The organism is Streptomyces sp. NPDC002680 (assembly GCF_042889145.1).
Lineage (GTDB): Bacteria > Actinomycetota > Actinomycetes > Streptomycetales > Streptomycetaceae > Streptomyces > Streptomyces adonidis.
The window spans coordinates 273,369-299,526 of the sequence record NZ_JBIAQP010000007.1; the positions used below are offsets into that span (position 1 = coordinate 273,369).

Genomic DNA, 26,158 nt, shown 5'->3' on the forward strand with positions numbered 1-26,158 from the left:
TGATGGACGTACGGCGCGCGGACGCGCGCTATCCAGGGGGTGACCCGGCGGCCGGTATCGAATCCTGGCACGCCTTCTCCTTCGGCCCCCACTACGACCCGGACAACCTGCGCTTCGGTGCGGTGATCGCCTGCAACGAGGAACGCCTGGCTCCCGGCGCGGGCTTCGACGAACACCCGCACAGTCACACGGAGATCGTGACGTGGGTGACGGAGGGGTCGCTGACCCATCGCGACTCGACGGGGCACGAGACGGTGGTGGTGGCGGGGGACGTGCAACGTCTGAGCGCGGCGGCGGGGGTACGCCACGTGGAGCGCAACGAGGGCCCGACCCCGCTGACCTTCATCCAGACCTGGCTGGCCCCGCTGCACCCCGGCGGCACCCCGTCCTACGAGATAGTCCACGGCATCGCGGACTCCACGCCGTACGCGATCCCGGAGGCGGGGGCGATGCTGCACGTACGCCGACTGTCGGCGGGCGAGCGCACGGCGGTTCCGGACGCGGCGTATGTGTACGTCCACGTGGTCAGGGGCGAAGTCCGCCTGGGCCCGGAGAAGCTGGCCCCGGGTGACGCGGTGCGCCTCACGGCGGAGGAGGGGGTGGAGGCGATAGGGGTGACGGCGACGGAGCTGCTGCTGTGGGAAATGTCCACGTGACGACGTTTCTTCGCCCCCGCCGCCCCTACCCGTCCCATCCCTGGGGGCTGCCGCCCCCAGACCCCCGCTGTCGGCCTGAACGGCCTCGTCCTCAAACGCCGGACGGGCTAAAAAGCAAGCCCCGGCAGGCGTTCGAGGACAACCGCACTCAACCCCTCCCCGCCCACCACCCCTGCCGCACTTCAGCACGAGCCTGGGCATTCCAGCCCGTCCGGCGTTTGAGGACAAAGGGGGGTCTGGGGGCGCAGCCCCCAGAAGGATGGGACGGGTAGGGGCGGCGGGGGCGAAAAACACCCAGCCTCAGCCCCGTACCTCCGCCAGTACCCCATCCGTGAACCCCGGCCACACCTCCACCGCCCACGCCCCGAACGCCCGATCGGCCAGCGCCACACACCCCACTCCCACCACCGGGTCGATCCACAGAAACGTCCCCGACTGCCCGAAGTGACCGAAGGTGCGAGGCGACGACGAACTCCCCGTCCAGTGCGGCGACTTCACCCCCCGGACCTCGAACCCCAGCCCCCAGTCGTTCGGGTTCTGATGCCCGTACCCGGGAAGCACCCCCTTCGTCCCCGGGTACTGCACAGACATCGCCTCAGCCACCGTCCGCGCATCCAGCAACCGAGGCCCCTGCACCTCCGCCACGAATCGCACCAGATCCCCGACGGTCGAGACACCGTCCTTGGCCGGCGACCCCTCCACCCCCGTCGCCCCCATCCCCAACGGCTCCAGCACCGCCTGCCGCACATACTCCGCGAACGGCATCTCCACAGCCTTCGCCACATGATCCCCCAGCACCTCGAACCCGGCGTTGGAGTACAGCCGCCGCTCCCCGGGCGGAGCCGTCACACGGTGCTCGTCGAAGGCGAGCCCCGACGTGTGCGCCAAGAGGTGGCGGACCGTGGAACCGGGCGGCCCGGCCGGCTCGTCGAGTTCGATGGCGCCCTCCTCGTACGCGACAAGGACGGCGTACGCGGCGAGCGGCTTGGTGACCGAGGCGAGCGGGAACCGGTGGTCGAGGGGGCCGTGGGAGCCGAGAACGGCACCGTCCGCCCGTACGACGGCCGCGGCGGCGGTGGGCACGGGCCAGTTCTCGATCGACGCGAGGCTTTGCAAGGACATGCCGTCGAGCTTAGGAGGATCAGAACCGCAGCCGCATGAAGGGGTCCGGTTGGCGGGTGAATCCCAGCGACGCGTACAGCGGCTCCGCGTCGGCGGACGCGGTCAGGTCGATCTGCCCGACACCCTGCTCCCGGAACCACTCCACCAACGCCTCCATGCACACCCGCGCATACCCCCGCCGCCGAGCGTCCGGATCGGTGGCGACACTGAACACGTACCCGACCCGCCCGTGCGGATTGCCCGCACGCCCGATCCGGTACTCGACGGTCCCCACGACCAGCGCCGCCAGCGACCCGGGCCGCTCCGGGTGGTCGACGACGAACGCGGCGAAGCCCCCGTCCGGATCCGCGAGCCGAGCGGTCACCGTGGACAGGGACTCGGACTGCCAGCCCGCATCGGTGTTCGCCCCGGGCATCGAGTCGATCATCACCTGGCGCAGCCGCAGCAGTTCTCCGGCATCATCGGGTGTGGCACGGCGTACGAGAGTCATGATCCGTACGGTAATGAGCCGGGACCGGCCAAGTCTCCGCAATATCGCGGGATCCGCTTGCTTGGAGTGCACTCCAAGGTTTTAGCGTAGGGGCCATGACGGTGCTGGAGACCACGGAGTCCACGGAGTCCACAGAGCCCACCACGAACAGGGCGCCCGAGCGGCGCCCGGACGGACAGGACCGCTACACGATCAGCGAGGTCGTCGTCTTCACGGGGCTGACCGCGCACACCCTGCGCTGGTACGAGCGCATCGGGCTGATGCCGCACATCGACCGTTCCCACACCGGCCAGCGCCGCTACAGCAACCGCGACCTCGACTGGCTCGACCTGGTCGGCAAGCTCCGGCTGACCGGGATGCCGGTCGCGGACATGGTGCGGTACGCCGAACTCGTGCGCGAGGGCGACCGTACGTACGGCGAGCGGTTCGAACTGCTCGAATCGACCCGCCGGGCCGTCCTGGACCGTATCGCCGAACTCCAGGACACGCTCGCGGTACTGGACCGGAAGATCAGCTTCTACGCGGAGGCGGACCTCGACGCGGGTCTCGCCCGACAGGTGGAGAGTGCCCGATGACGAACGACGACACCACCAAGCTCACCACTGCCACGCTCGGCGCCGACGGCCCCGAGGTCGGCGTACAGGGCCTCGGCTGCATGGGGATGAGCATCGCGTACGGCCCCACGGACGCCGACGAGGCCCGCGCCACGCTCGAACGCGCCCTCGAACTCGGCGTGACCCTCTACGACACCGCGGACGCCTACGGCGACGGTGAGAACGAACGTTTCCTGTCCCCGTTCTTCAACGCCCACCGCGACGAGGTCGTCGTCGCGACGAAGTTCGCCCTGGCGATGCCGGCCGGTGTCACGGGCCCACGGATCATCCGCAACGACCCGGCCTACATCCGCGAGGCGGTCGAGGCCAGCCTCAAGAACCTCGACCTCGACGTCATCGACCTCTACTACATGCACCGGCGCGATGTGAACATCCCCATCGAGGAGACCGTCGGTGTGATGGCCGGCCTGGTCCGCCAGGGCAAGGTCAAGCAACTGGGCCTGAGCGAGGTCACGGGCGCCGAACTGCGTGCGGCCCAGTCCGTGCACCCGATCGCCGCCGTCCAGTCGGAGTGGTCCCTGTTCAGCCGGGACATCGAGGCCTCGGTCGTCCCGACGGCCCGCGAACTGGGCGTCGCCCTGGTCCCGTACTCCCCGCTCGGCCGAGGCTTCCTGACCGGCTCCTTCACCAACGCCGACCAGGAACTCACCGAGGGCGACTACCGCCGCACCCAGCCCCGCTTCACCGGCACCAACGCCGCAACGAACGCGGCCCTCCTGACCCCCATCCGAACCGTGGCCGAGTCCCACGGAGCCTCGGTAGGCCAGATAGCCCTGGCCTGGGTCCAACAACAGTCCACGATCCACAACCTCCCGGTAATCCCCATCCCGGGCACCCGCAGGAGGACAAGGATCGAGGAGAACGCAGCGGCAACAACGATCACCCTGACCGACGAGGACCTGGCGACCCTGGACCCCATCGCGGCAAAGGTTGCAGGCACCCGCTACCCGGACATGCGCTTCGCATCAGCAGGCAGGGAGTAGACACCGGTTCGTCCCAAGGGGCGCGGACCTGCCCCACCCAGGGGCGCGGGGAACTGCGCGACCAGCCACAACGAACCCGCACCCGCCAACGACGCACAGAGCCCCCCACCCCCACAGGCGCCCTACAACTCCGCCAACAACTCAGCCTTCTTCAACGAAAACTCCTCGTCCGTCACCAACCCGGCCGAGTGCAACTCCCCAAGGTGCCGAATCCGTTCAGCAACATCCCCCGGATCCCGCCGCCCAGAACTCACCTGAACCACCCCCGCCCCACCCGCGGAGCGAACCCCCGCCAACACCGCCGCCGCAAACGGCAACGACTCATGCACAGGCCCGTACCCCAGCCCGAACACCACCGACGCGGGATCCTGGTCGACGGCCAACGGGACAGCTGACCCGTCCCGCCGAAGCAGCCGCAGATATCCCTCGAACACCTCGGGCGACCGCCACTCCACCCCCATCAGGTCGGCGACCGGAAACGTCTGGTCGCCGGCCTTCCACTTCGCCGACGACGCGCCCGTCCAGAACCACCGGAACGACACCGCGCGCCCGTCGAAGGACGCCTTCGCGTCGTACGCCTTGAACGCCCGCGGCACCTCGGGCGCGGCCACCAGGAACCTTTCAGCAGGTTCCTTGTCCGTACCACCGATCTCGCCCACCCGGGCCCGCAGCTCGTCCGCGTAGTACTCGGCGAGAGTCTCCCGCTCGGCGGGCAGCACCAGCCGATACGGATCGCAGCCCTCCTTCAGCTGGCCGTCGGCCGCCTCCATCAGGGGGTCGGCGCCCGGCCGGGGCTCGGCGCGCAGCACCACCGTTCCGCGCTTGCCCGGGGTCAGCGTGACACCCGCGATCGCTTCCAGCGGGATACGGCGTTCGCCGAGCGCCTGGAACAGCTTCGGCGTGCGGATTCCCCGTTCGAAGCGGATGAGCACGGAGTCGGACTCGAACTCCCAGGCGGCATGAAATCCGGCCAGTACGTCACCCATGCGGCTCATCGTATGCGGCAAGAGCTTCATAGTCCCCTCCCCGGGCACACCGTGATTTCTGCGTCTTCTACGCGCGTCCGGCCGTCGCCCCGTCGGACAAACCCTTCAGACACACGTCATCCTTGCGGTCCTGCTGATCGTTCTGATCCCGCCGAGCGCACCGCACGGCGCCGAACGCGCCGACGCCGATCTCGGCGAAGTTGTGCAGACTCTCCGTACCCGGCTCGAAATAGCCGCCGTGTCCCTTCGCGCCCCGCGCGGACAGCACGCGGGAGCCGAATCCCGACGACACCGGGTCGGCGCCGTGCCCGAGGCCGCCGACCTCCAGATACGGCACGTCCTGGATCCAGTCGTCGGCGTCCCGCATCGCCCACACCCGGGCCGAGGTGTGCAGCTGCGCCGCGTTCTCGACCCGCATACCGGGGCTGCCGGCCACCGCGATGTCGGTCACCCGGCTGGGCAGCGCGTGCGCGGCGACCCCGCAGACCACCGAGCCGTAGCTGTGGCAGTACAGCGCGACCGGCGCCCGGCCGGGCAGTCCGCGCACCAGCGCGTTCAGCCGCAGCGCCCCGGACTTGGCGCGCATCGCCGTCGCCGCGTCCATGCCGAGCCCGTTGGGCGCGGTGTAGTCGGCCCAGGCGATCACGGCCGTACGCGTCGTGGGGCTCGCCTCCCACTCCGCGCGGTACAGCGCCGACGCCATGCCGACGGGCGCCGAGTACCTGCGGTTGGTGCGCTGGAAGGTGAGGAGGTCGGTGTCCACGCCGGGGACCACGACCGAGACGCGCTGTGCCTTGTCGAGGTCGCCGAAGACCTCGGCGACCCGGCCGTTGCCCTCGGGGTCGAAGGCCAGGATCTTGCGGCCCTTCGCCAGCAGGTCGTCGTAGCGGTGCATCCGGCGCCCCGCCTCGTGCTGGCCGACGGCCGAGAGCCGGTTGTCGTGCATCCGCACGCGCTCCGTCTCGCGGGCCGTGTGCAGCGCGATCCGGTTGGCGCGGTAGCGCAGTTCGACGGGCGCGCCGTTCATGTTGCCGACCGCCAGCGGATAGCGGCGGACGAGCCGGTCGCGCTGGTGGACGGTGAGCGAGGCGAAGAACCGGGCCAGCCTGCCGGGTGTCCCGTCCGGGTCGGGCAGCGCGTGGCCGCCGATCCGTCCGTGCTCCCACGCGGAGAGCGACGCCTGGAGCGGCGAGGGAGTGCGATGGCTGCGGACCGCGGTCCAGCCGGTCGTCGCGAGCATCACGAAGACCACGGCCAGCGCGAGCAGTGCGCGCCAGACGTTCAGTTGCGGGGAGGTGTCGAAGGAAGTCACTGAAAGGACACACTAGGAGAACGAGAGGGTCTCGCGTTAACCGAGTGACGGGGATCACGTTTCGATAACCGTCGGTGGGTATGGCGCTACGTGCGCGCGGCCGTACGGGGCGTCACGACCCTTCCGTACGCCAGTTCCCCGCCAGTGCCGGACCCATCGCGTCGAGGTAGGTGCTGGTCAGCTCGCGCATCGCCGTCACGCTCATGTCCGAGCCCGCGCCCCACCGCCGTTCCGTCAGCCGCATCAGCCCGCCGAACAGGGCCACCACGACGCGCGGCCGGAGATCGCCGTCCACGTCGACGCCCTCGCGCTCGGCGACCACCCGCGCCACCGCCTCCTCCATCTCGGTGGAGCGGCGCAGGTGCGCGGCGAGCAACACCGGCGTCGACTCGATCACGTAGTACATGCGCATCTGCAACTCCGCCGGTACGACGGACTCCACGGCCTCGTTGATGACGTGCCAGCCCTCCAGCACGGCCTGGCGCAGCGCCTCCAACGGGGCCTCGTGGGGCGGACGTTCGCGCACCGCCTCGATGAAGTGCGCCTCCGCGATGCGGTGCACGGCGAAGGCGGCGTCCTCCTTGCCGGCGAAGTAGCGGAAGAAGGTGCGCTGCGAGACCTCGACGGCCTCGGCGATCTCGTCGACGGTCGTGTGCTCGTACCCCTTGCTGGTGAACAGGACGAGGGCGGCGCGCACGAGCGCGTCCCGGGTGCGCTGTTTCTTGAGCTCGCGCAGTGCGCTCATGGTGATCAGGCCTCTTCGTTCTTATCGGGGAACGACGTGTCAGTTACCGACTTGTGAACTCGTTTGTCAATTGTCAGTGGCTGTCACTAGCCTCGATCCATGACTAGTCAGACCACCATCGAGACGACCGGTCCGGGGGACAAGGCACCTGTCTCCCCCTCGGACCCCACGCCTGCCAAGGGGCTGCGCGGCCATCCGTGGCTGACCCTGATATCCGTGGCCGTCGGGGTCATGATGGTGGCCCTCGACGGCACCATCGTGGCGATCGCCAACCCGGCCATCCAGAAGGACCTGGGCGCGAGTTTCGCGGACGTCCAGTGGATCACCAACGGCTACTTCCTCGCGCTCGCGGTCACGCTGATCACCGCGGGCAAGCTCGGCGACCGATTCGGGCACCGGCAGACCTTCCTCATCGGCATCGTCGGCTTCGCCGCCTCGTCGGCGGCCATCGGCCTGTCCAGCAGTATCGCCCTGGTGGTCGTCTTCCGGGTGTTCCAGGGGCTGTTCGGCGCGCTGCTGATGCCGGCCGCGCTCGGTCTGCTGCGGGCCACCTTCCCCGCCGAGAAGCTGAACATGGCCATCGGCATCTGGGGCATGGTCATCGGCGCCTCCACCGCGGGCGGCCCGATCCTCGGCGGACTGCTCGTCGAGCACGTCAGCTGGCAGTCGGTGTTCTTCATCAACGTGCCGGTGGGCATCCTGGCCCTCGTCATCGGCCTGGTGATCCTGGTCGACCACCGCGCGGAGAACGCCCCGCGCTCCTTCGACGTCCTCGGTATCGCCCTGCTCTCCGGTGCGATGTTCTGCCTGGTGTGGGCGCTCATCAAGGCTCCGGCGTGGGGCTGGGGCGACGGCAAGACATGGCTGTTCCTGGTCGTGTCGGTGGCGGGCTTCGGCTTCTTCGCGCTCTGGGAGACGAAGGTCAAGGAACCGCTGATCCCGCTCAACCTGTTCCGTTCGGTCCCGCTGTCGGCGGGTGTGGTGCTGATGGTCCTCATGGCCATCGCCTTCATGGGCGGCCTCTTCTTCGTCACCTTCTACCTGCAGAACGTGCACGGTATGAGCCCGATCGACGCGGGCCTGCATCTGCTCCCGCTCACCGGGATGATGATCGTCGGCTCGCCGCTGGCCGGCGCCATGATCAGCAAGACGGGCCCGCGCATCCCGCTCGCGGGCGGTATGGCGTGCGTCGCGATCGCCATGTTCGGCATGTCCACGCTGGAGACGGACACCGGCAGCGGCGTCATGTCGCTCTGGTTCGCCATGCTCGGCCTCGGCCTCGCCCCGGTCATGGTCGGCGCGACGGAGGTCATCGTCGGCAACGCCCCGATGGAGCTGTCCGGTGTGGCCGGCGGTCTCCAGCAGGCGGCGATGCAGATCGGCGGCAGCCTCGGTACGGCGGTCCTCGGCGCGGTCATGGCCTCCAAGGTCGACAACGACCTCGCGGGCAACTGGACGGCCGCGGGCCTTCCGGAACTCACCGCCGAACAGCAGGCGCAGGCCTCGGAAGCGGTCCAGGTCGGCGTGCCCCCGGTGGCACCGGGCACTCCGGAGACGGTCGCCGCCCAGATCACGAAGGTCGCCCACGACACCTTCATCTCCGGCATGAGCCTCGCCTGTCTGGTCGCGGCCGGCGTGGGAGTGGTGGCGGTACTGGTCGCCCTCCTGACGAAGCGCGGCGAGAACGCGGAGGCGGGCGCGGGCGCGGCGCACATCTGAGGGCACATCTGAGGCACATATCTCGCGCATATATCTATGACCTGTGCCGGGGAATTCCCCTATCCGAGTGACTCCCCTAAAGATTCCTCCCCTTCGGTACTCGGGGCAGGTCACAGTTAGTCAAGTCCTCCGCACGGCATGGTCCGTAAGACATGTACGACACGGAGGACCGCCGGGCCGCGGCGCGCTGCCGGAGGGGGACAGCGCGCCGACGGGCCCGTCGGACAGGGCGGCCACCTCGGCCCGCAGCGCCCGTACTTCCTCGGTCAGGGCCGCGATCGCGGCCGTCTGGCGCCGTTCCTCCACGTCGTCCATCTCGAACCGGGAGATGAACCACGCGGCGATGTTCGCGGTGACCAGACCGAGCAGCGCGATCCCGGACAGCATCAGCCCGACCGCGAGCACCCGGCCCACTCCGGTCGTCGGCGCGTGGTCCCCGTACCCCACGGTCGTCATCGTCGTGAACGACCACCACAGGGCGTCGCCCAGCGTTCGGATGTTCCCGTCCGGCGACTCACGCTCCACCGACAGCACGGCCAGCGAACCGAACATCAGCAGCCCCACCACGGCCCCGCCGACATACGTCGTCAGCCGCACCTGGGACGCCATCTGGGCCCGCCGGCCCACCAGCAGCAGCGTGGATATGACCCGCAGCAGCCTCAGCGGCTGAAGCAGCGGCAGCAGCACGGCGAACAGGTCCAGCCAGTGCCGACGTACGAAGTCCCGCCGCTGTTCGGCAAGCCCGACCCGCACGAGGTAGTCGACGGCGAACGCACCCCACACCCCCCACTCCACAACCGTGCACGTGATCGACACGGGCCGACTCGCGGGACTGTCCACGATGGGCACCGCGTAGGCGACAGCGAACACAACCGCGAGTGCCATGAGGGGCCGCTGCGTGAACCCCTCCCAACGAGCCTGCGCAGACTCTTCCTTCATGCTGCGCATATTAAGGGCCCGGGGATGCCCTGTAGAGCGCCCCGAAGGGGCCGCTCTACAGGGGCGCGGGGAACTGCGCGACCAGCCACAATGGCCCCGCAGACAAACAACCGCCCAACCCGCGGAGCGCTACGCGTCGCCGCCCGCAGCACCCGGGTCAGCAGCCGCCACATCCAGCAACTGATACCGATCGATCGCCTGCTTCAGCACCGACCGATCAACCTTCCCCTCCCGAGCCAACTCCGTCAGCACCCCCACCACGATCGACTGAGCGTCAATGTGGAAGAACCGCCGGGCAGCCCCACGGGTGTCGGCGAAGCCGAACCCATCCGCACCGAGCGACTGGTAAGTCCCCGGCACCCACCGAGAGATCTGGTCCGGAACAGACCGCATCCAGTCGGAAACGGCCACGAACGGACCCTCGGCGCCACTCAACTTCCGCGTCACATAGGGGACACGCTGCTCCTCCTCGGGATGCAGCAGATTGTGCTGCTCCACCGCGACCGCATCGCGCCGCAACTCGTTCCAGGAGGTCGCCGACCAGACGTCCGCCCGTACGTTCCAGTCCTCGGCGAGGATCCGCTGCGCCTCCAGCGCCCACGGCACCGCGACACCGGACGCGATGACCTGCGCCGGAATCGTGCCCGAAGTCCCCTGGCCCACGCGGTGGATGCCCTTGAGGATGCCCTCGACATCGACGTCCGCGGGCTCGGCCGGGTGCTGGATCGGCTCGTTGTAGACGGTGAGGTAGTAGAAGACGTCCTCACTGTCCGGCCCGTACATCCGGCGCAGACCGTCCTGCACGATGTACGCGATCTCGTACGAGTACGCCGGGTCGTACGCCACACAGCCCGGGTTCGTCGAGGCGAGCAGCTGCGAGTGGCCGTCGGCGTGCTGGAGCCCCTCGCCGGTCAGAGTCGTACGCCCTGCGGTCGCGCCCAGGACGAAACCGCGCGCCAACTGGTCGGCCATCTGCCAGAACTGGTCACCGGTGCGCTGGAAACCGAACATCGAGTAGAAGACGTAGACGGGGATCAACGGCTCGCCGTGCGTGGCGTACGCCGAACCCGCCGCGATCAGCGAGGCGGTGCAGCCGGCCTCCGAGATGCCGTCGTGCAGCATCTGGCCGGTCGGCGACTCCTTGTACGCGAGGAGCAGCTCGCGGTCCACGGCCTCGTACTGCTGGCCGAGCGGGTTGTAGATCTTCGCGCTCGGGAAGAACGAGTCCATGCCGAACGTGCGGTACTCGTCCGGCGCGATCAGCACGAAACGCCTGCCGATCTCCTTGTCCCGCATGAGGTCCTTGAGCAGCCGGACGAACGCCATGGTCGTGGCGATCGACTGCTGGCCCGAACCCTTCTTCACACTCGCGTACGTCTTTTCCTCGGGCAGCGTCAGCGGCTTGGCGCGGACGACGCGGGTCGGGACGTAGCCGCCGAGCGAGTTGCGGCGGTCGTGCATGTACTGGATCTCTTCCGAGTTCCGGCCCGGGTGGTAGTACGGCGGGGCGCCGCTCTCCAGCTCCTTGTCGGAGATCGGCAGGTGGAGCCGGTCGCGGAAGCCCTTGAGGTCGGCGACCGTCAGCTTCTTCATCTGGTGCGTGGCGTTGCGGCCCTCGAAGTTGGGTCCGAGCGTCCAGCCCTTGACCGTCTTGGCGAGGATGACGGTCGGCTGGCCCTTGTGCGCCTTGGCCGCCGCGAACGCCGCGAAGATCTTCCGGTGGTCGTGGCCACCGCGCCCGAGGTGCAGCACCTGGTCGTCGGTCATGCCCTCGACCATCGCGCGCAGCCGGCTGTCGTCGCCGAAGAAGTGGTCGCGGATGTACGCGCCGGTCTCGGTGGCGTACGTCTGGAACTGTCCGTCGGGCGTGGTGTTCATCTTGTTGACGAGCACGCCGTCCCGGTCCTGCGCGAGCAGCGGGTCCCAGCTGCGGTCCCAGACCAGCTTGACGACGTTCCAGCCGGCGCCCCGGAACTGCGACTCCAGCTCCTGGATGATCTTGCCGTTGCCGCGCACCGGGCCGTCGAGCCGCTGGAGGTTGCAGTTGACGACGAAGGTCAGGTTGTCGAGGCCCTCGCGGGCGGCGATCGACAGCTGGCCGAGCGACTCCGGCTCGTCCATCTCGCCGTCGCCGAGGAACGCCCACACATGGGACTTGGAGGTGTCCGCGATCCCGCGCGCCTCCATGTAGCGGTTCATCCGCGCCTGGAAGATCGCGCCGAGCGGGCCGAGGCCCATCGAGACGGTCGGGAACTCCCAGAAGTCCGGCATCAGCCGCGGGTGCGGGTACGAGGACAGCCCGTACGGCGCCTTCGACTTCTCCTGGCGGAACGCGTCGAGCTGCTGCTCGCTGAGCCGGTCGAGCAGGAACGCGCGGGCGTAGATGCCCGGGGAGGCGTGGCCCTGGAAGAAGATCTGGTCGCCGCCGTCGCCCTCGTCCTTGCCCCGGAAGAAGTGGTTGAAGCCCACGTCGTAGAGGGAGGCGGAGGAGGCGAAGGTCGCGATGTGGCCGCCGACGCCGATACCGGGGCGCTGGGCGCGCGAGACCATCACGGCCGCGTTCCACCGGGTCGCGTTGAGGATGCGGCGCTCGATCTCCTCGTTGCCGGGGAAGAAGGGCTCGTCCTTCGTCGCGATCGTGTTGACGTAGTCCGTGCTCCGCATCTCGGGCACGGCCACGCGCTTCTCGCGGGCCCGCTCGATCAGCCGCAGCATCAGATAGCGGGCCCGCTCCCGGCCGCGTTCGTCAACCGCGGCGTCGAGGGAGTCGAGCCACTCCTGGGTTTCTTCGGGATCGAAGTCAGGAACCTGACTCGGAAGGCCGCCAATGATGATCGGGTTGCGATCTGATCCGGAAGCCACGCTGTTCCTTCGCTCTCGGGAGACTTGATCCGGGGCACGCTGTGGGCCTGCCCTGGGGCTGCGAATGCACTGGTCCCCATCGTGTACCCCGAGGCCGGGTACGTCACCTCTACTCAGAGGTAGCCCCGGAGGAGGTGCCTGGGCGGTGTGGGCCGGGGTGGTCGCAGCCAAATCGCAACGATACGCCCAGTCCGTGACGTGTTCCGTAAAGCGATTCGGATCTCGCACGTATGTATGAGAGGTTCGGGAGTCACTCGGGAGCAGCAAAACCGCAAAGCGGGCAGAATGGTGTGTTGTGCGTCACTTGTTCCCGGGAACCGCTGTGTGAAGTTGCGGCGACACCGCCAGGATCGTCACCGTTTCGGCGGTCTGAACGGCCGGGTACTTGCGCGATCCGCCCCGCCCGTGTGGACTACGGCCAATGCTTCGCGCACGCGCGTGGCTGGACATTTCTCGAACATGATCAGGAGGCAACCCGTGAGCGCGACCGCGGACCACGCGGAGGAGCGGACTAACCCTGCCGCAAGGCTGGGGTTCCAGCCCGAGCAGGTGGTCCAGGAGATCGGCTACGACGACGACGTCGACCAGGAGCTCCGCGAGGCCATTGAGGAAGTCATCGGCAGCGATCTCGTGGACGAGGAGTACGACGACGTCGCAGATGCCGTGGTGCTGTGGTTCCGCGACGAGGACGGCGACCTGACCGATGCGCTGGTGGACGCCACCACGTACATCGAAGAAGGCGGCGCGATCCTGCTCCTCACGCCCAAGACGGGCCGTGACGGCTACGTGGAGCCGAGCGACATCTCTGAAGCCGCGACGACGGCGGGTCTGTCGGCGACGAAGAGCGTCAGTGTGGGCAAGGACTGGAGTGGGAGTCGTCTGGCGACACCCAAGGCAGCGAAGTCCAAGAAGTAATCCTCAATCGCCGGACGGGCTGGATGACTCCAGCCCGTCCAATGGCTTCAGTGGGTGGTCACTAGGGTGTTCTCACCCGAACAGCCCACCGAAGGGATGCAGGATCATGGCGATCGAGGTCGGCGACAAGGCCCCGGACTTCGAGCTCAAGGACAACCACGGCGCCACCGTGCGGCTCTCCGACTTCCGTGGCGCGAAGAACGTGGTGCTGCTCTTCTATCCCTTCGCCTTCACCGGCGTGTGCACCGGCGAGCTGTGCGCCCTGCGCGACAACCTGCCGAGGTTCTCCGACCGCGACACCCAGGTGCTCGCCGTCTCCAACGACTCCATCCACACCCTGCGTGTCTTCGGCGAGCAGGAGGGCCTCGAATACCCTCTGCTGTCCGACTTCTGGCCGCACGGCAACATCTCGCGCGCGTACGGCGTCTTCGACGAGGACAAGGGTTGCGCGGTGCGCGGGACCTTCGTCATCGACAAGGAGGGTGTCGTGCGGTGGACCGTCGTCAACGGTCTGCCCGACGCGCGTGACCTGAACGAGTACGTGAAGGCCCTCGACACCCTGTGATTCTTCGGGTCCAAGCCCTGCGTGGGGCGGGAACCCGTCACTAGGATCTGCACGTTGATCCGATAACGGCGCACGACGGGGCACACCGCCCCCGGCGGCAGACGAGACACCAATGGAGGACTCGTGGGAGTCAGCCTCAGCAAGGGCGGCAACGTATCGCTGACGAAGGAGGCCCCGGGTCTCACCGCGGTCATCGTCGGTCTGGGGTGGGACATCCGTACCACCACCGGCACCGACTTCGACCTCGACGCCAGCGCGATCCTGACGGGCGCGGACGGCAAGGTCAGCAGTGACGCCAACTTCGTGTTCTTCAACAACCTCAAGAGCCCGGACGGCTCGGTCGAGCACACCGGTGACAACACCACCGGTGAGGGCGAGGGCGACGACGAGCAGATCAAGGTCAACCTCGCGACGGTCCCGGCCGACATCGACAAGATCGTGTTCCCGGTCTCGATCTACGACGCCGAGAACCGCCAGCAGTCCTTCGGCCAGGTCCGCAACGCGTTCATCCGCGTCGTGAACCAGGCCGGCGAGACCGAGCTGGCGCGCTACGACCTCTCCGAGGACGCCTCGACGGAGACCGCCATGGTCTTCGGCGAGCTGTACCGGCACGGCGCGGAGTGGAAGTTCCGCGCCATCGGCCAGGGGTACGCCTCCGGCCTGCGCGGTATCGCGCAGGACTTCGGCGTGAACGTCTGAGCCGGACTCTCTCCGGCTCCGTCGTCCGGCGTCGCACTCTCGGTGCGGCGCCGGACGTGCTCAGTTCCGCGATCCACGCAGATCGCAAGGCTTCACCTCGGGGAGGACCAGCAGCATGGGCGTCACGCTTGCCAAGGGGGGCAATGTCTCCCTCTCCAAAGCCGCACCGAACCTCACCCAGGTGTTGGTCGGGCTCGGCTGGGACGCGCGTTCCACCACCGGTGCGCCGTTCGACCTCGACGCCAGCGCGCTGCTGTGCGGGGGCGGCCGGGTTCTCGGCGACGAGTGGTTCGTCTTCTACAACCAGCTCACCAGCCCCGACGGCTCGGTCGAGCACACCGGCGACAACCTCACCGGCGAGGGCGAGGGTGACGACGAGTCGCTGATCGTCGACCTCCCCAAGGTGCCGGCTGCCTGCGACAAGATCATCTTTCCGGTCTCGATCCATGACGCCGACAACCGCGGCCAGACCTTCGGCCAGGTCAGCAACGCCTTCATCCGCGTCGTCAACCAGGCCGACGGTCAGGAACTGGCGCGCTACGACCTGAGCGAGGACGCGTCGACGGAGACCGCCATGATCTTCGGGGAGCTGTACCGCTACCAGGGCGAGTGGAAGTTCCGTGCAGTAGGACAGGGGTACGCGTCGGGACTGAGGGGCATCGCTCTAGACTTCGGAGTCAACGTTTCGTAAAGCCGAGTACGGCAGCGGGGGAGACCCGTAAACACACGATTGGGTAGCCAGTGATTCTGAAAACCTTCGGCTGGTCGTTCGCGGTCACCGCGCTCGGCCTGGTCGCGGCGGTCTTCTACGGGGGGTGGACCGGCTTCGGGATCGTGGCGATCCTCTCCATCCTCGAAATCTCGCTGTCCTTCGACAACGCGGTGGTCAACGCCGGCATCCTGAAGAAGATGAGTGCCTTCTGGCAGAAGATCTTCCTCACCGTCGGTGTCCTCATCGCCGTCTTCGGTATGCGACTCGTCTTCCCGGTCGTGATCGTCGCCATCAGCGCGAAGATCGGTCCCATCGACGCGGTCGACCTCGCGCTCAACGACAAGGACCACTACCAGGAACTGGTCACCGACGCCCACCCGGCGATCGCCGCCTTCGGTGGCATGTTCCTGTTGATGATCTTCCTCGACTTCATCTTCGAGGACCGTGACATCAAGTGGCTCGGCTGGCTGGAACGCCCGCTCGCCAAGCTCGGCAAGATCGACATGCTGTCGGTCTGCATCGCCCTGATCGTGCTCCTGATCTCCGCCATGACCTTCGCGACCAACGCCCACCAGCACGGTGGCGCCCATGTCGACAAGGCGCAGACGGTCCTCATCTCCGGTGTCGCCGGTCTGATCACGTACATGATCGTCGGCGGGCTCTCCGGCTACTTCGAGAACAAGCTGGAGGAAGAGGAGGAACGCGAGCACGAGGAGGAGGAAGAGGCCGAGCGCACCGGCAAGAAGAAGCCGGCGGTCGTCCTCGCCGGACAGGCCGCGTTCTTCATGTTCCTGTACCTCGAAGTCCTCGACGCGTCCTTCTCCTTCGACGGTGTCATCGGCGCGTTCGCCGTCACCAACGACATCGTGCTGATGGCCCTGGGCCTCGGTATCGGCGCGATGTACGTCCGGTCGCTCACGGTCTACCTGGTCCGCCAGGGCACCCTCGACGACTACGTCTACCTGGAGCACGGCGCGCACTACGCGATCGGCGCCCTCGCCGGCATCCTCCTCGTCACCATCCAGTACGAGATCCACGAGGTCATCACCGGCCTGGTGGGCGTCGTCCTGATCGCCTGGTCCTTCTGGTCCTCCGTGCGCCGCAACACCAAGCTGGCAGCGGCCGAGGGAAAAGCGGCGGGCTCGGACGAGAAGACTGAGGTCTCGTCCGGGGTGTGACAACCTCCGGTGTGAGGGAACGCTCTGAGCGGGGCGGCTACGAGGAATCGTCCTCGTCGGCCGCCCCGTGGCATTGACGGGCAGCGGTGCGGTGACAGTGACGGACTTGCGGGGGCTGGACGGGTGGGGGCGGGATGAGTTTCTGGGACGACCTGTGGCGCGGCCGGTCGATGGAGTTCGACGCGGGCAGTGCGGCGAGCAACTCCATCGAGCTGACCAAGCGACACCAGCGGGTCTCGCTCACCAGGCAGGGCGCCGCGACCGGGCATCTGCGCATCAACCTGTCCTGGCGGATGCGTACGTCGGACATCGGCGGCCCCAAGCGGCAGAGCCTGTGGCGGCACCCCTTCCAGGCCCTGAAGCCAGAGGAGGTCCAGGGGCACACCCAGAGCATGGTGAACGTCGACCTGGACCTGGGGATCCTGTACGAGCTGGCCGACGGCACCAAGGGGGTTGTGCAGCCCCTGGGGGGCTTCCTCGGTGACACGAACGCGCCGCCGTACGTGAAGCTGAGCGGGGACGACCGGTTCGGGTCCGCGTCCGGGGAGACGGCGTACGTCAATCTTGACCATCGGGACGAGATCAAGCGGTTGCTGGTCTTCGTCTACATCTATGACCAGACGCCTGCGTTCGACCGGACGCACGCGATCGTCACGCTGTATCCGAGCAATGGGCCGCGGATCGAGATAGGTCTCGACGAGCGGCACTCGCAGGCTCGGTCGTGTGCGGTGGTGATGATCGAGAACGTGAAGAACGAGTTGATCGTTCGGCGGGAAGTGAAGTTCGTTTACGGGTTCCAGGCCGAGCTTGATCGGTTGTACGGGTGGGGGTTGCAGTGGGGCAGGGGATACAAGACGAAGGCTGAGCGGTGACCTGCGGTGCCTAAGAGCTCGGGGGCTTCCGTGCTCTGGCGGGTGCGGGTCCGTTGTGGCTTGTCGCGCAGTTCCCCGCGCCCCTTTGGGGCGCTTCCTTACCGTCCGATGAACTGTGGCCCTTGCGGCGGCAGGTGGAAGTCCGGGGACGGGGAGGCTCCTACCGGGTGGGGGTAGCCGTACGCCGGTTGGCTGGTGTTCGTGCTGGTGGGCTGGGGGTAGCCGTAGGTCGGCTGGGGCGGGAGCGCGGGGGGTTGCTGGATCGTTGTCGCCGCCGCGGGGTCCGTGGTCGGGGTGGCCTCGGGGAAGGGTTCCTCGGTCGCCGGCGGGTCCTCCACCGAGATACCGAAGTCCGTCGCCAGGCCCTCCAGGCCGTTCGAGTAGCCCTCGCCCAGGGCGCGGAACTTCCAGCCCTCGCCGCGGCGGTACAGTTCACCGCAGATCAGGGCCGTCTCCTCGCCCGTTTCCGGCTTGACGTCGAAGTACGCCAGCGGTTCGCCGTCCGCGACCGTACCGTCGTACAGCAGGATGCGCAGGGAGCGTACGCGGTCGAAGGTGACGCCGTCCGCCGAGGCGACCAGCAGAATCTGTCCGACTCCGGACTCGACACCGGTCAGATCCGTCTGGATCGTGTCGGTCAGGCCCTCGGCCACCCTTTTCTTGCCGAGGCGCCAGACCTTGCCCGAGGGGTGGCGGGGCTGGTTGTAGAAGACGAAGTCCTCGTCGGAGCGCACACGACCGTCGGGGCCGAGGAGCAGCGCCGAGGCATCGACGTCCGGAACCCCCTGCCCGGGCGTCCAGCGCAGCACGGCGCGCACCGTCGTGGCTTCGAGCGGGACGTTCGACCCCTTCAGCATCGCGTGCGTCATGCGGTCATCCTGCCCTCTCGGTCCTGGTCACGACAACGCGGGGGCACCGGTTCCGCGGGTCGGGTCGCGCGTGCTCGCCGCCCGGCTGTGCCCGCACGTGCTTGTCCGCGTTACCTGAACTTCATTCCCAGTGGGAACCCCTGACATGGATCCCTACGTACTATTACCGGCCACCCATCAACACTCGACCGGCAGCCCAGCCGCCCCGGGGGAGTTTCATGCGTCATTTCGGGCACATCGCCCCTGAGGTACGACAGCGTCTGTTCCACCAGGAGCCGTGCGAGTTCACCGCCGACTCCCCGGCCCGGCTGCTCGCCACGGCCCTCGGGGCCACCCTGTACAGCCCGGCCACCCGTCCGCGCCTCGCCGAGGCCGTCGTCAAACAGGTCGCCCGCGGTGTCGTCTCGATGGTGCTGTGCCTGGAGGACTCGATCGACGACTCGGAGGTCGCCGACGCCGAGGAGAACCTCGTGCGGGAGCTGGGCCTGCTCGCCGAGCGCCCCGACGCCGCCACCGGGCTGCCGCTGCTGTTCGTCAGGGTCCGTACGCCCGAACAGATCCCCGACCTCGTCCAGCGCCTCGGGCCCGCCGCCCGGCTGCTGTCCGGGTTCGTGATGCCGAAGTTCACCGAGGAACGAGGGATGCCGTTCCTGGAGGCCCTCGCCGATGCCGAGGCCGCCAGCGGCCACCGCCTCTTCGGCATGCCCGTGCTCGAATCCCCCGAGCTGCTGTACCGGGAGACGCGCGTAGAAACCCTGGAGGGCATCTCCCGCGCCGTCGACAAGTACCGCGACCGCGTCCTCGCCCTGCGCCTCGGCGTCACCGACTTCTGCTCCTCGTACGGGCTCAGAAGAGCCCCCGACATGACGGCGTACGACGTCCAGGTCGTCGCCTCCGTCATCGCCGACGTCGTCAACATGCTGGGGCGGGCCGACGGCACCGGGTTCACCGTCACCGGGCCCGTCTGGGAGTACTTCCGGGTCCAGGAACGCATGTTCAAGCCGCAGCTGCGCCGCAGCCCCTTCCTGGACGGCCAGGCCGAGGAACTCCGCGAGAAGCTCATCGAGCACGCCATGGATGGACTGCTCCGCGAGATCACCCTCGACCAGGCCAACGGTCTGCTCGGCAAGACCTGCATCCACCCCTCGCACGTACTGCCGGTGCACGCCCTGTCCGTGGTCAGCCACGAGGAGTTCAGCGACGCCCAGGACATCCTGCGGCCCGAGCGCTGCGGCGGAGGTGTGCTGCGGTCGGCGTACACGAACAAGATGAACGAGGTGAAGCCGCACCGCGCCTGGGCCGAGCGGACGCTGCTGCGCGCCGAGGTCTTCGGCGTCGCCAACGAGGACATCGGCTTCGTGGAGCTGCTCACCGCCGGTATCCCCGACTGACCCGCCCGTCTTCCCCCCAACCACCATCCACTAGGGACTCATGAACAACGCTGTGCACAACGGGGTCTGGTCCGGCACCTGGGTCGCCGAGCGGCTCGGTGTCGAGCTGGTCGGCGACGACGGGCTGCGCGAGCTGCTCGGCCTCGCCCTGCGGCGCAACCCCAAGCGGGCGCACCTGCTGGTGTCGAACGTGCTCGGCAAGCACGTCCCGCAGTCGCCCGCCGTCGTCTACGGCCACGGCTTCGCCCTCGGCAGGCGCGTCCGCGAGCTGCTCGGCGCCGACGAGTCCCGGCGCGCGGTCGTCCTCGGGTACGCCGAGACGGCCACCGGGCTCGGCCACTGCGTCGCCGACGGCGTGGGCCTCGCGCCCTACCTGCACTCCACCCGGCGGCCCGTCGAGGGCGTCGCCCAGGCGGGCGGCTTCGAGGAGTCCCACTCGCACGCCACCTCCCACCTCCTCCTCCCGGAGAACCCCGCCCTGCTGGCCGGCCCCGGCCCCCTGGTCCTCGTCGACGACGAGTTCTCCACCGGCAACACCGTCCTCAACACGATCCGCTCCCTCCACGAGCGCTACCCGCGCGAGCGGTACGTCATAGTCGCCCTGGTCGACATGCGCGCCCCGGCGGACGTGGCCCGCCTGGCGGAGTTCGCACAGGAGATCGGCGCGCAGGTCGACCTGGTCAGCGCCGCCAACGGAACGGTTCGCCTGCCGGAGGGCGTACTGGAAAAGGGTCAACAACTAGTCGAGCGGTACGAGACCGACCTAGGGGCGCGGGGAACTGCGCGACCAGCCCCCACCGCCCCGCACCCGCCATACAACCAGTGCACCCGAGTCGATCTGCGCTGGCCCGCCCGACTGCCGGACGGCGCCCGCCACGGCTTCACACCAGGCCACCGAATACGCCTGGAGACCGCCCTCCCCGCGATGGCCGCAAGGCTCGCCGAAACCCTCCCCACAGACGCCCACCGCATCCTCGTCCTCGGTTTCGAAGAGCTGATGTACGCCCCCCTCCGCCTCGCCCGAGAGCTGGAGCAGGTGATGGAGGGCGTCGAGGTCCGCTACTCGACGACCACCCGCTCACCCGTCCTCGCCGTGGACGACCCGGGCTACGCGATCCGCAGCCGCCTCGTCTTCCCGGCCCACGACGACCCGGCCGACGGCCCCGGCGAGCGCTACGCCTACAACGTGGCCGGCGCCGGCTTCGACGCCGTCGTCGCGGTGGTCGACTCCACCGCCGACACACCCGAACTGCACGCCCCCGACGGCCTGTTGGCCACGCTCGCCGCGCACACGCCGAACGTCGTGCTCGCCGTCGTCCCCTCCTACGTACCCGCACGCCCGCACGTTTCCGAAAGGCCCGCCATGCTGCCCGAGCCCCTCCGCGGACCCGCGTTCTCCTCGTACCCACCGGACGAGGTCGGCTGGCTGCTGCAGGATCTCTCGGACGTCAGCCTGGAGGCGCCCGTCGAGGAGCGCGAGGAGGCCATCCAGGCGGGCGGCGCCCACTACGCCGAGTCGCTGCCGGTCGAGTACCAGCCCAGCGACCAGTACCAGGAGCTGTACCGCGCCGCCCTCGACACCTCCGCCGCCCGTATCGCGCAGGCCGTCGGTGTCGTGACCGAGCTGGTGCTCGCCGAACGGTCGCCGCGCCCGGTCCTGGTGTCACTGGCCCGCGCGGGCACCCCGGTCGGCGCGCTCATGCGCCGCTGGGCCAAGTACCGGCACGGGCTCGAACTGCCCCACTACGCCGTCTCCATCGTCCGGGGCCGGGGCATCGACGCCAACGCGCTGCGCTGGCTCGCCGCCCACCACGACCCCGCCGACGTCGTGTTCGTCGACGGCTGGACCGGCAAGGGCGCCATCACCCGCGAACTCGCCGACGCCATCAAGGAGTTCGAGGCGAACGGCGGCGCGACCGGCTTCGACCCGGAGATCGCCGTGCTCGCCGACCCGGGCTCCTGCGTACGGACGTACGGCACCCGGGAGGACTTCCTCATCCCCTCCGCGTGCCTCAACTCGACCGTCTCCGGGCTAATTTCGCGAACTGTGCTGCGCGCGGACCTGGTTGGTCCGAACGACTTCCACGGCGCCAAGTTCTACCGCGAACTCGCCGGTGCCGATGTGTCGGTGGACTTCCTGGACGCCGTCGAGGCCCGCTTCCCGGTGGCCGCCCTGGAGGTCCTCGCCCTCACGAAGAAACTCCTCGACTCGGACCGCACTCCAACATGGGAGGGCTGGGCGGCGGTTGAGCGGATCAGTGAGGAGTACGAGATCCACGACGTGAACCTCGTCAAGCCCGGCGTCGGCGAGACCACCCGGGTACTGCTGCGCCGCGTCCCCTGGAAGATCCTGGCCCGCGCCGGAGCGGGCACCGACCTCGACCATGTGCGCCTGCTCGCCGAGCAGCGGGGCGTACCGGTCGAGGAGGTGGCCGAACTCCCGTACACCTGCGTGGGGTTGATCCACCCCAAGTACACGCGCGGCGCGACCGGTGCCAACGGCCGGGCGGTGTCGGTATGAGTCCTGTCCTCGTCGCCAGTGATCTCGACCGTACGCTCATCTACTCCGCCGCGGCCCTCGCGCTGACCATGCCGGACGCCCGCGCGCCCCGGCTGCTCTGCGTCGAGGTGCACGAGGCCCGGCCGCTGTCGTACATGACGGAGACGGCCGCCGCGCTGCTCACCGAACTCGGCGACGCGGCCGTCTTCGTACCGACGACCACGCGGACCCGTAAGCAGTACCAGCGGATCAATCTGCCGGGTCCGGCACCGAAGTACGCGATCTGTGCGAACGGCGGGCACATCCTCGTCGACGGTGTCGCCGACGAGGACTGGCACGCGGGAGTGCAGGCACGGCTCGCGGACGAGTGCGCTTCCCTGGACGAGGTCCGGGACCATCTCGCCGCCACCGCCGATCCGCTCTGGGTGCGCAAGCACCGCGTCGCGGAGGACTTCTTCGCCTATCTCGTCGTCGAGCGTGAGCTGCTGCCCGAGGAGTGGGTGAAGGAGCTGGCGGTGTGGGCGGAGAACCGGGGCTGGACGGTGTCGCTCCAGGGGCGCAAGATCTACGCGGTGCCGAAGCCGTTGACGAAGAGTGCGGCTATGCGCGAGGTCGCGCGTCGTTCTGGGGCGGTGCGTTCGCTTGCTGCCGGGGACTCTCTCCTTGACGCCGATCTGCTTCTTGCCGCTGATCGGGCGTGGCGGCCGGGGCATGGTGAGCTTGCCGATACGGAGTGGGGGGCCGATACGGTCGTCGCGCTTCCCGAACGGGGGGTTGCTGCGGGGGAGCGGATTCTTCGGGAGTTCTTGCGCGAGGTGAGGTAGCGGGCTGTCAGGGGTTGTCGGGTGGCTGCTGCGCCGTCGTGGCTGGTCGCGCAGTTCCCCGCGCCCCTTTGGGGCGCCTCCGCACAGCCACGAAGACCAGCACCGCCACCGCCGCCCCTGCCAGCACCGCCTTCGAGTACGCGGAGACGACTGTCGTCACCTCTGTCCAGTTGTCGCCCAGTAGGTAGCCCGCGCAGACGAAGGCCGTGTTCCACAGGGCGCTGCCCAGGGTCGTCAGGGTGAGGAAGACGGGCAGGGGCATGCGTTCCACGCCTGCCGGTACGGAGATCAGGCTGCGGAAGACCGGGATCATGCGGCCGAAGAACACCGCCTTCGTGCCGTGCCGCAGGAACCACGCCTCGGTCTTCGCGATGTCCGTCACCTTGACCAGGGGCAGCCGGGCGGCGAGCGCGACGGTGCGGTCGCGGCCGAGCAGCGCGCCGATCCCGTACAGGGCGAGCGCGCCGACGACCGAGCCGGCTGTCGTCCAGAGCAGCGCGGCGAGCAGGCTCATCCGGCCCGTGCTCGCCGCGAATCCGGCGAGCGGCAGGATGACCTCGCTGGGCAGCGGCGGGAAGAGGTTCTCCAGCGCGATGGCGAGACCCGCGCCGGGGGCGCCCAGCGTGTCCATCAAATCGGCGACCCATTGGGGTGCGCCCGGCGTGGCTGTCGTCATGCGGCCACGCTAGGGAACCCGACCTGAAGGGACCCTGAAGGTCCCTGGCGGGCTCCCTAGGGGGCTGGCTCTCAGCTGCAGCAGCCTCCGCCGCAGCAACCGCCTCCGCCTCCGCCGCCCGCCCGGGGTGCCGACGACGGTGCGGAGGCCGAGCCGCCGACCGCCACCGTCGACAGGAGCTTCACCGTGTCGTCGTGGCCGGAGGGGCAGTCCGCGGGGGCGGCCGACTCGGCCATCGGGCGGCTGAGTTCGAAGGTGTCGCCGCAGGTGCGGCAGCGGTACTCGTAGCGAGGCATGCGGACAGGTTAGTCCCCAATTGCTCGCCGTGCGGAGCCCGGTGGTTCCGATCGTGATCCTTTCTGTTCATTCCCCATGTGGAGAACCTGCGAAGATCGCTGATAATTTGTGTATGCCGCGATGAGCCGTGAGGCCGGGGAATTCGGGGTTTTCGTGGAGTGCGGAGGGGTGTGTCGTGACCTACGGCGGGAAAGAATCGCCCATACCGGGAAACACCGCACCAGGAAACAGGCGTAAAGCCCGATTAGCTCGTAAAGCGGCCCGCCGGTTTTCTCTTCCTTCGCCGAGGTATCCGCGGCCCGGCCGTACCGGCTGGCGGCGCTGGATTCCGTCCTGGCGGCAGTGGCTGGGTGGCGTTGTCGCGTCCATGGGGCTGAGCGTGCTGCTCCTGGGCATCGCCTACGCGGCCACCGACATTCCCGACAACCTCAACTCGTACGCCACCCAGCAGGACAATGTGTACTTCTGGGCCGACGGGACTCCCATGGCCCGTACCGGCTTCGTTCAGCGGCAGGCGATGCCGCTGAACGAAATACCCGAGGACGTCCGCTGGGCGGTGCTCGCCGCCGAGAACGCGAGTTTTTACAGTGATTCCGGCATTTCCGTCAAGGGCATCAGTCGCGCCCTTTTCCGAACTGTCGGCCAGGGCGACACCCAGGGCGGATCCACCATCACCCAGCAGTACGTCAAGAACGTCTACCTCAGCCAGGAGCAGACGGTCAGCCGGAAGTTCACCGAGGCGATGATCGCCCTCAAGCTCGACAACCGGATGAGCAAGGACGACATCCTGGAGGGCTACCTCAACACCAGCTGGTTCGGCCGCGGCTGCTACGGCATCCAGCGCGCCGCCCAGGCCTACTACGGCAAGGACGTCAGCGAACTCGACGCCGGTGAGGGCGCGTTCCTCGCCTCCCTGCTCAAGGGCGCCGGTCTCTACGACCCGACCCTGAGCAGCGCCAACCGGGCCCGAGCCGTCGAGCGCTGGTCCTGGACCCTCGACCGGATGGTCGACATCGGCAGGCTGACGAAGGCCGAGCGGGCCACGTACACGAAGTTCCCCGAGCCGCTGAAGAGCAGCCCGCTCTACGACACCGGTGAGCAGACCGACTATCTGGTGGAAGTGGCCTCGCAGTACGCCAAGAAGGCCGGGGGGATCTCCGACAAGGACTTCGACCTCGGGGGCTTTCAGGTGTACACGACCTTCGACCGCACCCGGGAGCGCAAGCTCGCCGAGGCCGTGACCAAGGCCCGCAAGCAGGCCGTGAAGGACGACCCGGACGCCGTGAAGACCGCGCACTACGGGGCCGCCTCGGTCACCGCCGACGGACGGATCCTCGCCGTGTACGGCGGCCCCGACCACCGTACGCAGGGCTACAACGAGTCCAACTCGACCACCGTGCCCGCCGGTTCGGCCTTCCTGCCGTTCGTGTACGCCGCCGGCCTTGAGCACGGTGTCACCAAGAGCCGGGGCGACGAAGCGACACGTGTCACCGGGGAGTCCCTGTACGACGGGAACGACGACGTCCCGGTCACCACCCCCGAGGGCCCCTACTGGGACCGCAGCGGCAAGAAGGTGGTCGCCGGCAACGACGGCGACCTGTCCTACGGGCAGATCTCCCTGCACCGGGCGCTGGAGCTGTCCGTGAACACGCCGTTCATGCAGCTCGGCATGGACACCGGACTGGACAACGTCCGTACGACCGCCGAGGCCGCCGGGCTGCTGCCCTCCAGCATCGGGGCGCAGGTGCCCGCACTGTCGACGGGCACCTCCACGCCCAGCGCGATCCGGATGGCCGGCGGCTACACGACCTTCGTCGCCGGCGGCCTGCGCACCGAGCCGTACTCGGTGCGCAAGGTGACCCGCAACGGCCTCGGCGTCCCTCTCGACACCCCCACCCCGACCCGCGCGATCGGCGCCGACGTGGCCGCGGAGGTCACCTCGGCGCTCACCGACGCCTTCCGCACCGCCCATCCCGCCGCCGCCGCGTCCACCGACGCGACGGTGGCCGGGAAGGCGGGCACCACACCGGACGACACCGCCTCCTGGTACGTCGGCACGCACAAGTTCGTGTCCACGGCCGTCGTCGTCTACCGCATCGACCTGACCAAGAGCCTCGAACCGCTGCCGTTGAAGGGCCTCGCCGGCACCACCGACGACAGCGTCCCGTACGACATCTGGTCAGGCGCAATGGGCCCGCTCGGCTGACCACCGGCGGGGCCCCCACCCCCCTC

The 26,158-nt window shown here is 68.7% G+C and carries 24 protein-coding genes; 14 read left to right on the forward strand and 10 right to left on the reverse strand.

Annotation, left to right across the window (positions count from 1 at the left end; genetic code table 11):
* Positions 1–2 precede the first annotated feature (2 nt).
* Positions 3–656, forward strand: coding sequence for a pirin family protein (locus ACFYXF_RS20300; RefSeq protein ID WP_389351226.1), 654 nt, complete (start codon positions 3–5; stop codon positions 654–656).
* 300 nt (positions 657–956) lie between these two features.
* Here ACFYXF_RS20300 and ACFYXF_RS20305 read toward each other — a convergent pair whose 3' ends face one another.
* Together ACFYXF_RS20305 and ACFYXF_RS20310 are read right to left on the reverse strand one after the other, a co-directional pair.
* A complete protein-coding gene (locus ACFYXF_RS20305; protein WP_389350981.1) occupies positions 957–1,778 on the reverse strand; it encodes a serine hydrolase domain-containing protein in 822 nt (273 codons plus the stop codon).
* 19 nt (positions 1,779–1,797) lie between these two features.
* Positions 1,798–2,268: a GNAT family N-acetyltransferase gene (locus tag ACFYXF_RS20310; RefSeq protein ID WP_389350982.1), complete on the reverse strand. Its 471-nt coding sequence runs from the start codon at positions 2,266–2,268 to the stop codon at positions 1,798–1,800.
* Positions 2,269–2,363: 95 nt separating this feature from the next.
* Here ACFYXF_RS20310 and ACFYXF_RS20315 point away from each other — a divergent pair, with 95 nt between their 5' ends.
* Positions 2,364–2,843: a MerR family transcriptional regulator gene (locus tag ACFYXF_RS20315; RefSeq protein ID WP_389350983.1), complete on the forward strand. Its 480-nt coding sequence runs from the start codon at positions 2,364–2,366 to the stop codon at positions 2,841–2,843.
* Entirely contained in the window at positions 2,840–3,865 is a 1,026-nt protein-coding gene (locus ACFYXF_RS20320; protein ID WP_389350984.1) for an aldo/keto reductase, read from the forward strand. The genes ACFYXF_RS20315 and ACFYXF_RS20320 overlap by 4 nt, the downstream gene beginning before the upstream one ends.
* Before the next feature lie 122 nt (positions 3,866–3,987).
* Here the strand turns inward: ACFYXF_RS20320 and ACFYXF_RS20325 are convergent, their stop codons facing one another.
* The 3 genes from ACFYXF_RS20325 to ACFYXF_RS20335 form a co-directional block, all read right to left on the reverse strand.
* Positions 3,988–4,860, reverse strand: coding sequence for a DUF4429 domain-containing protein (locus tag ACFYXF_RS20325; RefSeq protein WP_389351228.1), 873 nt, complete (start codon positions 4,858–4,860; stop codon positions 3,988–3,990).
* A gap of 58 nt (positions 4,861–4,918) precedes the next feature.
* Positions 4,919–6,163: an alpha/beta hydrolase gene (locus ACFYXF_RS20330; RefSeq protein WP_389350985.1), complete on the reverse strand. Its 1,245-nt coding sequence runs from the start codon at positions 6,161–6,163 to the stop codon at positions 4,919–4,921.
* Positions 6,164–6,275: 112 nt separating this feature from the next.
* Positions 6,276–6,908, reverse strand: coding sequence for a TetR family transcriptional regulator (locus ACFYXF_RS20335; RefSeq protein ID WP_389350986.1), 633 nt, complete (start codon positions 6,906–6,908; stop codon positions 6,276–6,278).
* A 99-nt stretch (positions 6,909–7,007) separates the two neighbouring features.
* Between ACFYXF_RS20335 and ACFYXF_RS20340 the strand changes: the two genes are divergently transcribed.
* Complete coding sequence (locus tag ACFYXF_RS20340; protein ID WP_389350987.1) at positions 7,008–8,627, forward strand: MFS transporter; 1,620 nt, start codon at positions 7,008–7,010, stop codon at positions 8,625–8,627.
* 120 nt (positions 8,628–8,747) lie between these two features.
* Here ACFYXF_RS20340 and ACFYXF_RS20345 read toward each other — a convergent pair whose 3' ends face one another.
* Together ACFYXF_RS20345 and aceE are read right to left on the reverse strand one after the other, a co-directional pair.
* The gene (locus ACFYXF_RS20345; protein WP_389350988.1) at positions 8,748–9,566 is read right to left on the reverse strand and encodes an ion channel; all 819 of its coding nucleotides are present in this window, start codon (positions 9,564–9,566) and stop codon (positions 8,748–8,750) included.
* A 129-nt stretch (positions 9,567–9,695) separates the two neighbouring features.
* Positions 9,696–12,428 (reverse strand): pyruvate dehydrogenase (acetyl-transferring), homodimeric type, encoded by a 2,733-nt coding sequence (aceE, locus tag ACFYXF_RS20350; RefSeq protein ID WP_389350989.1) that lies wholly within the window; start codon positions 12,426–12,428, stop codon positions 9,696–9,698.
* A gap of 477 nt (positions 12,429–12,905) precedes the next feature.
* Here aceE and ACFYXF_RS20355 point away from each other — a divergent pair, with 477 nt between their 5' ends.
* The 6 genes from ACFYXF_RS20355 to ACFYXF_RS20380 all read left to right on the forward strand — a co-directional run bounded on the left by ACFYXF_RS20355 (position 12,906) and on the right by ACFYXF_RS20380 (position 17,369).
* A complete protein-coding gene (locus tag ACFYXF_RS20355) occupies positions 12,906–13,343 on the forward strand; it encodes a DUF3052 domain-containing protein (RefSeq protein ID WP_235479451.1) in 438 nt (145 codons plus the stop codon).
* Between the two features lie 106 nt (positions 13,344–13,449).
* Entirely contained in the window at positions 13,450–13,908 is a 459-nt protein-coding gene (locus ACFYXF_RS20360) for a peroxiredoxin (RefSeq protein ID WP_389350990.1), read from the forward strand.
* A gap of 123 nt (positions 13,909–14,031) precedes the next feature.
* Positions 14,032–14,607 (forward strand): TerD family protein, encoded by a 576-nt coding sequence (locus ACFYXF_RS20365; RefSeq protein WP_389350991.1) that lies wholly within the window; start codon positions 14,032–14,034, stop codon positions 14,605–14,607.
* Positions 14,608–14,722: 115 nt separating this feature from the next.
* Positions 14,723–15,298 (forward strand): TerD family protein, encoded by a 576-nt coding sequence (locus ACFYXF_RS20370; protein WP_389350992.1) that lies wholly within the window; start codon positions 14,723–14,725, stop codon positions 15,296–15,298.
* Between the two features lie 50 nt (positions 15,299–15,348).
* Positions 15,349–16,497 (forward strand): DUF475 domain-containing protein, encoded by a 1,149-nt coding sequence (locus tag ACFYXF_RS20375; RefSeq protein ID WP_389350993.1) that lies wholly within the window; start codon positions 15,349–15,351, stop codon positions 16,495–16,497.
* Positions 16,498–16,631: 134 nt separating this feature from the next.
* The gene (locus ACFYXF_RS20380) at positions 16,632–17,369 is read left to right on the forward strand and encodes a Tellurium resistance (protein WP_235479455.1); all 738 of its coding nucleotides are present in this window, start codon (positions 16,632–16,634) and stop codon (positions 17,367–17,369) included.
* Between the two features lie 98 nt (positions 17,370–17,467).
* Here ACFYXF_RS20380 and ACFYXF_RS20385 read toward each other — a convergent pair whose 3' ends face one another.
* Positions 17,468–18,238, reverse strand: coding sequence for a TerD family protein (locus ACFYXF_RS20385; protein WP_389350994.1), 771 nt, complete (start codon positions 18,236–18,238; stop codon positions 17,468–17,470).
* Between the two features lie 218 nt (positions 18,239–18,456).
* Here ACFYXF_RS20385 and ACFYXF_RS20390 point away from each other — a divergent pair, with 218 nt between their 5' ends.
* The 3 genes from ACFYXF_RS20390 to ACFYXF_RS20400 are packed head-to-tail and all read left to right on the forward strand — an operon-like array spanning position 18,457 to position 22,953.
* Positions 18,457–19,629, forward strand: a complete 1,173-nt coding sequence (locus ACFYXF_RS20390; RefSeq protein WP_389350995.1) for an HpcH/HpaI aldolase/citrate lyase family protein — start codon at positions 18,457–18,459, stop codon at positions 19,627–19,629.
* Positions 19,630–19,669: 40 nt separating this feature from the next.
* Positions 19,670–22,150 (forward strand): phosphoribosyltransferase, encoded by a 2,481-nt coding sequence (locus ACFYXF_RS20395; protein WP_389350996.1) that lies wholly within the window; start codon positions 19,670–19,672, stop codon positions 22,148–22,150.
* Positions 22,147–22,953 carry an HAD family hydrolase gene (locus ACFYXF_RS20400; RefSeq protein WP_389350997.1) on the forward strand — a complete coding sequence of 269 codons (807 nt, stop codon included), beginning with the start codon at positions 22,147–22,149 and terminating at the stop codon, positions 22,951–22,953. Before ACFYXF_RS20395 ends, ACFYXF_RS20400 begins: the two co-directional genes overlap by 4 nt.
* A gap of 7 nt (positions 22,954–22,960) precedes the next feature.
* Here the strand turns inward: ACFYXF_RS20400 and ACFYXF_RS20405 are convergent, their stop codons facing one another.
* The gene (locus ACFYXF_RS20405; protein ID WP_389350998.1) at positions 22,961–23,629 is read right to left on the reverse strand and encodes a DedA family protein; all 669 of its coding nucleotides are present in this window, start codon (positions 23,627–23,629) and stop codon (positions 22,961–22,963) included.
* Positions 23,630–23,700: 71 nt separating this feature from the next.
* Positions 23,701–23,925 carry a zinc ribbon domain-containing protein gene (locus ACFYXF_RS20410; RefSeq protein WP_389350999.1) on the reverse strand — a complete coding sequence of 75 codons (225 nt, stop codon included), beginning with the start codon at positions 23,923–23,925 and terminating at the stop codon, positions 23,701–23,703.
* A gap of 368 nt (positions 23,926–24,293) precedes the next feature.
* Between ACFYXF_RS20410 and ACFYXF_RS20415 the strand changes: the two genes are divergently transcribed.
* Positions 24,294–26,132: a transglycosylase domain-containing protein gene (locus tag ACFYXF_RS20415; RefSeq protein WP_389351000.1), complete on the forward strand. Its 1,839-nt coding sequence runs from the start codon at positions 24,294–24,296 to the stop codon at positions 26,130–26,132.
* Positions 26,133–26,158: the final 26 nt, after the last annotated feature.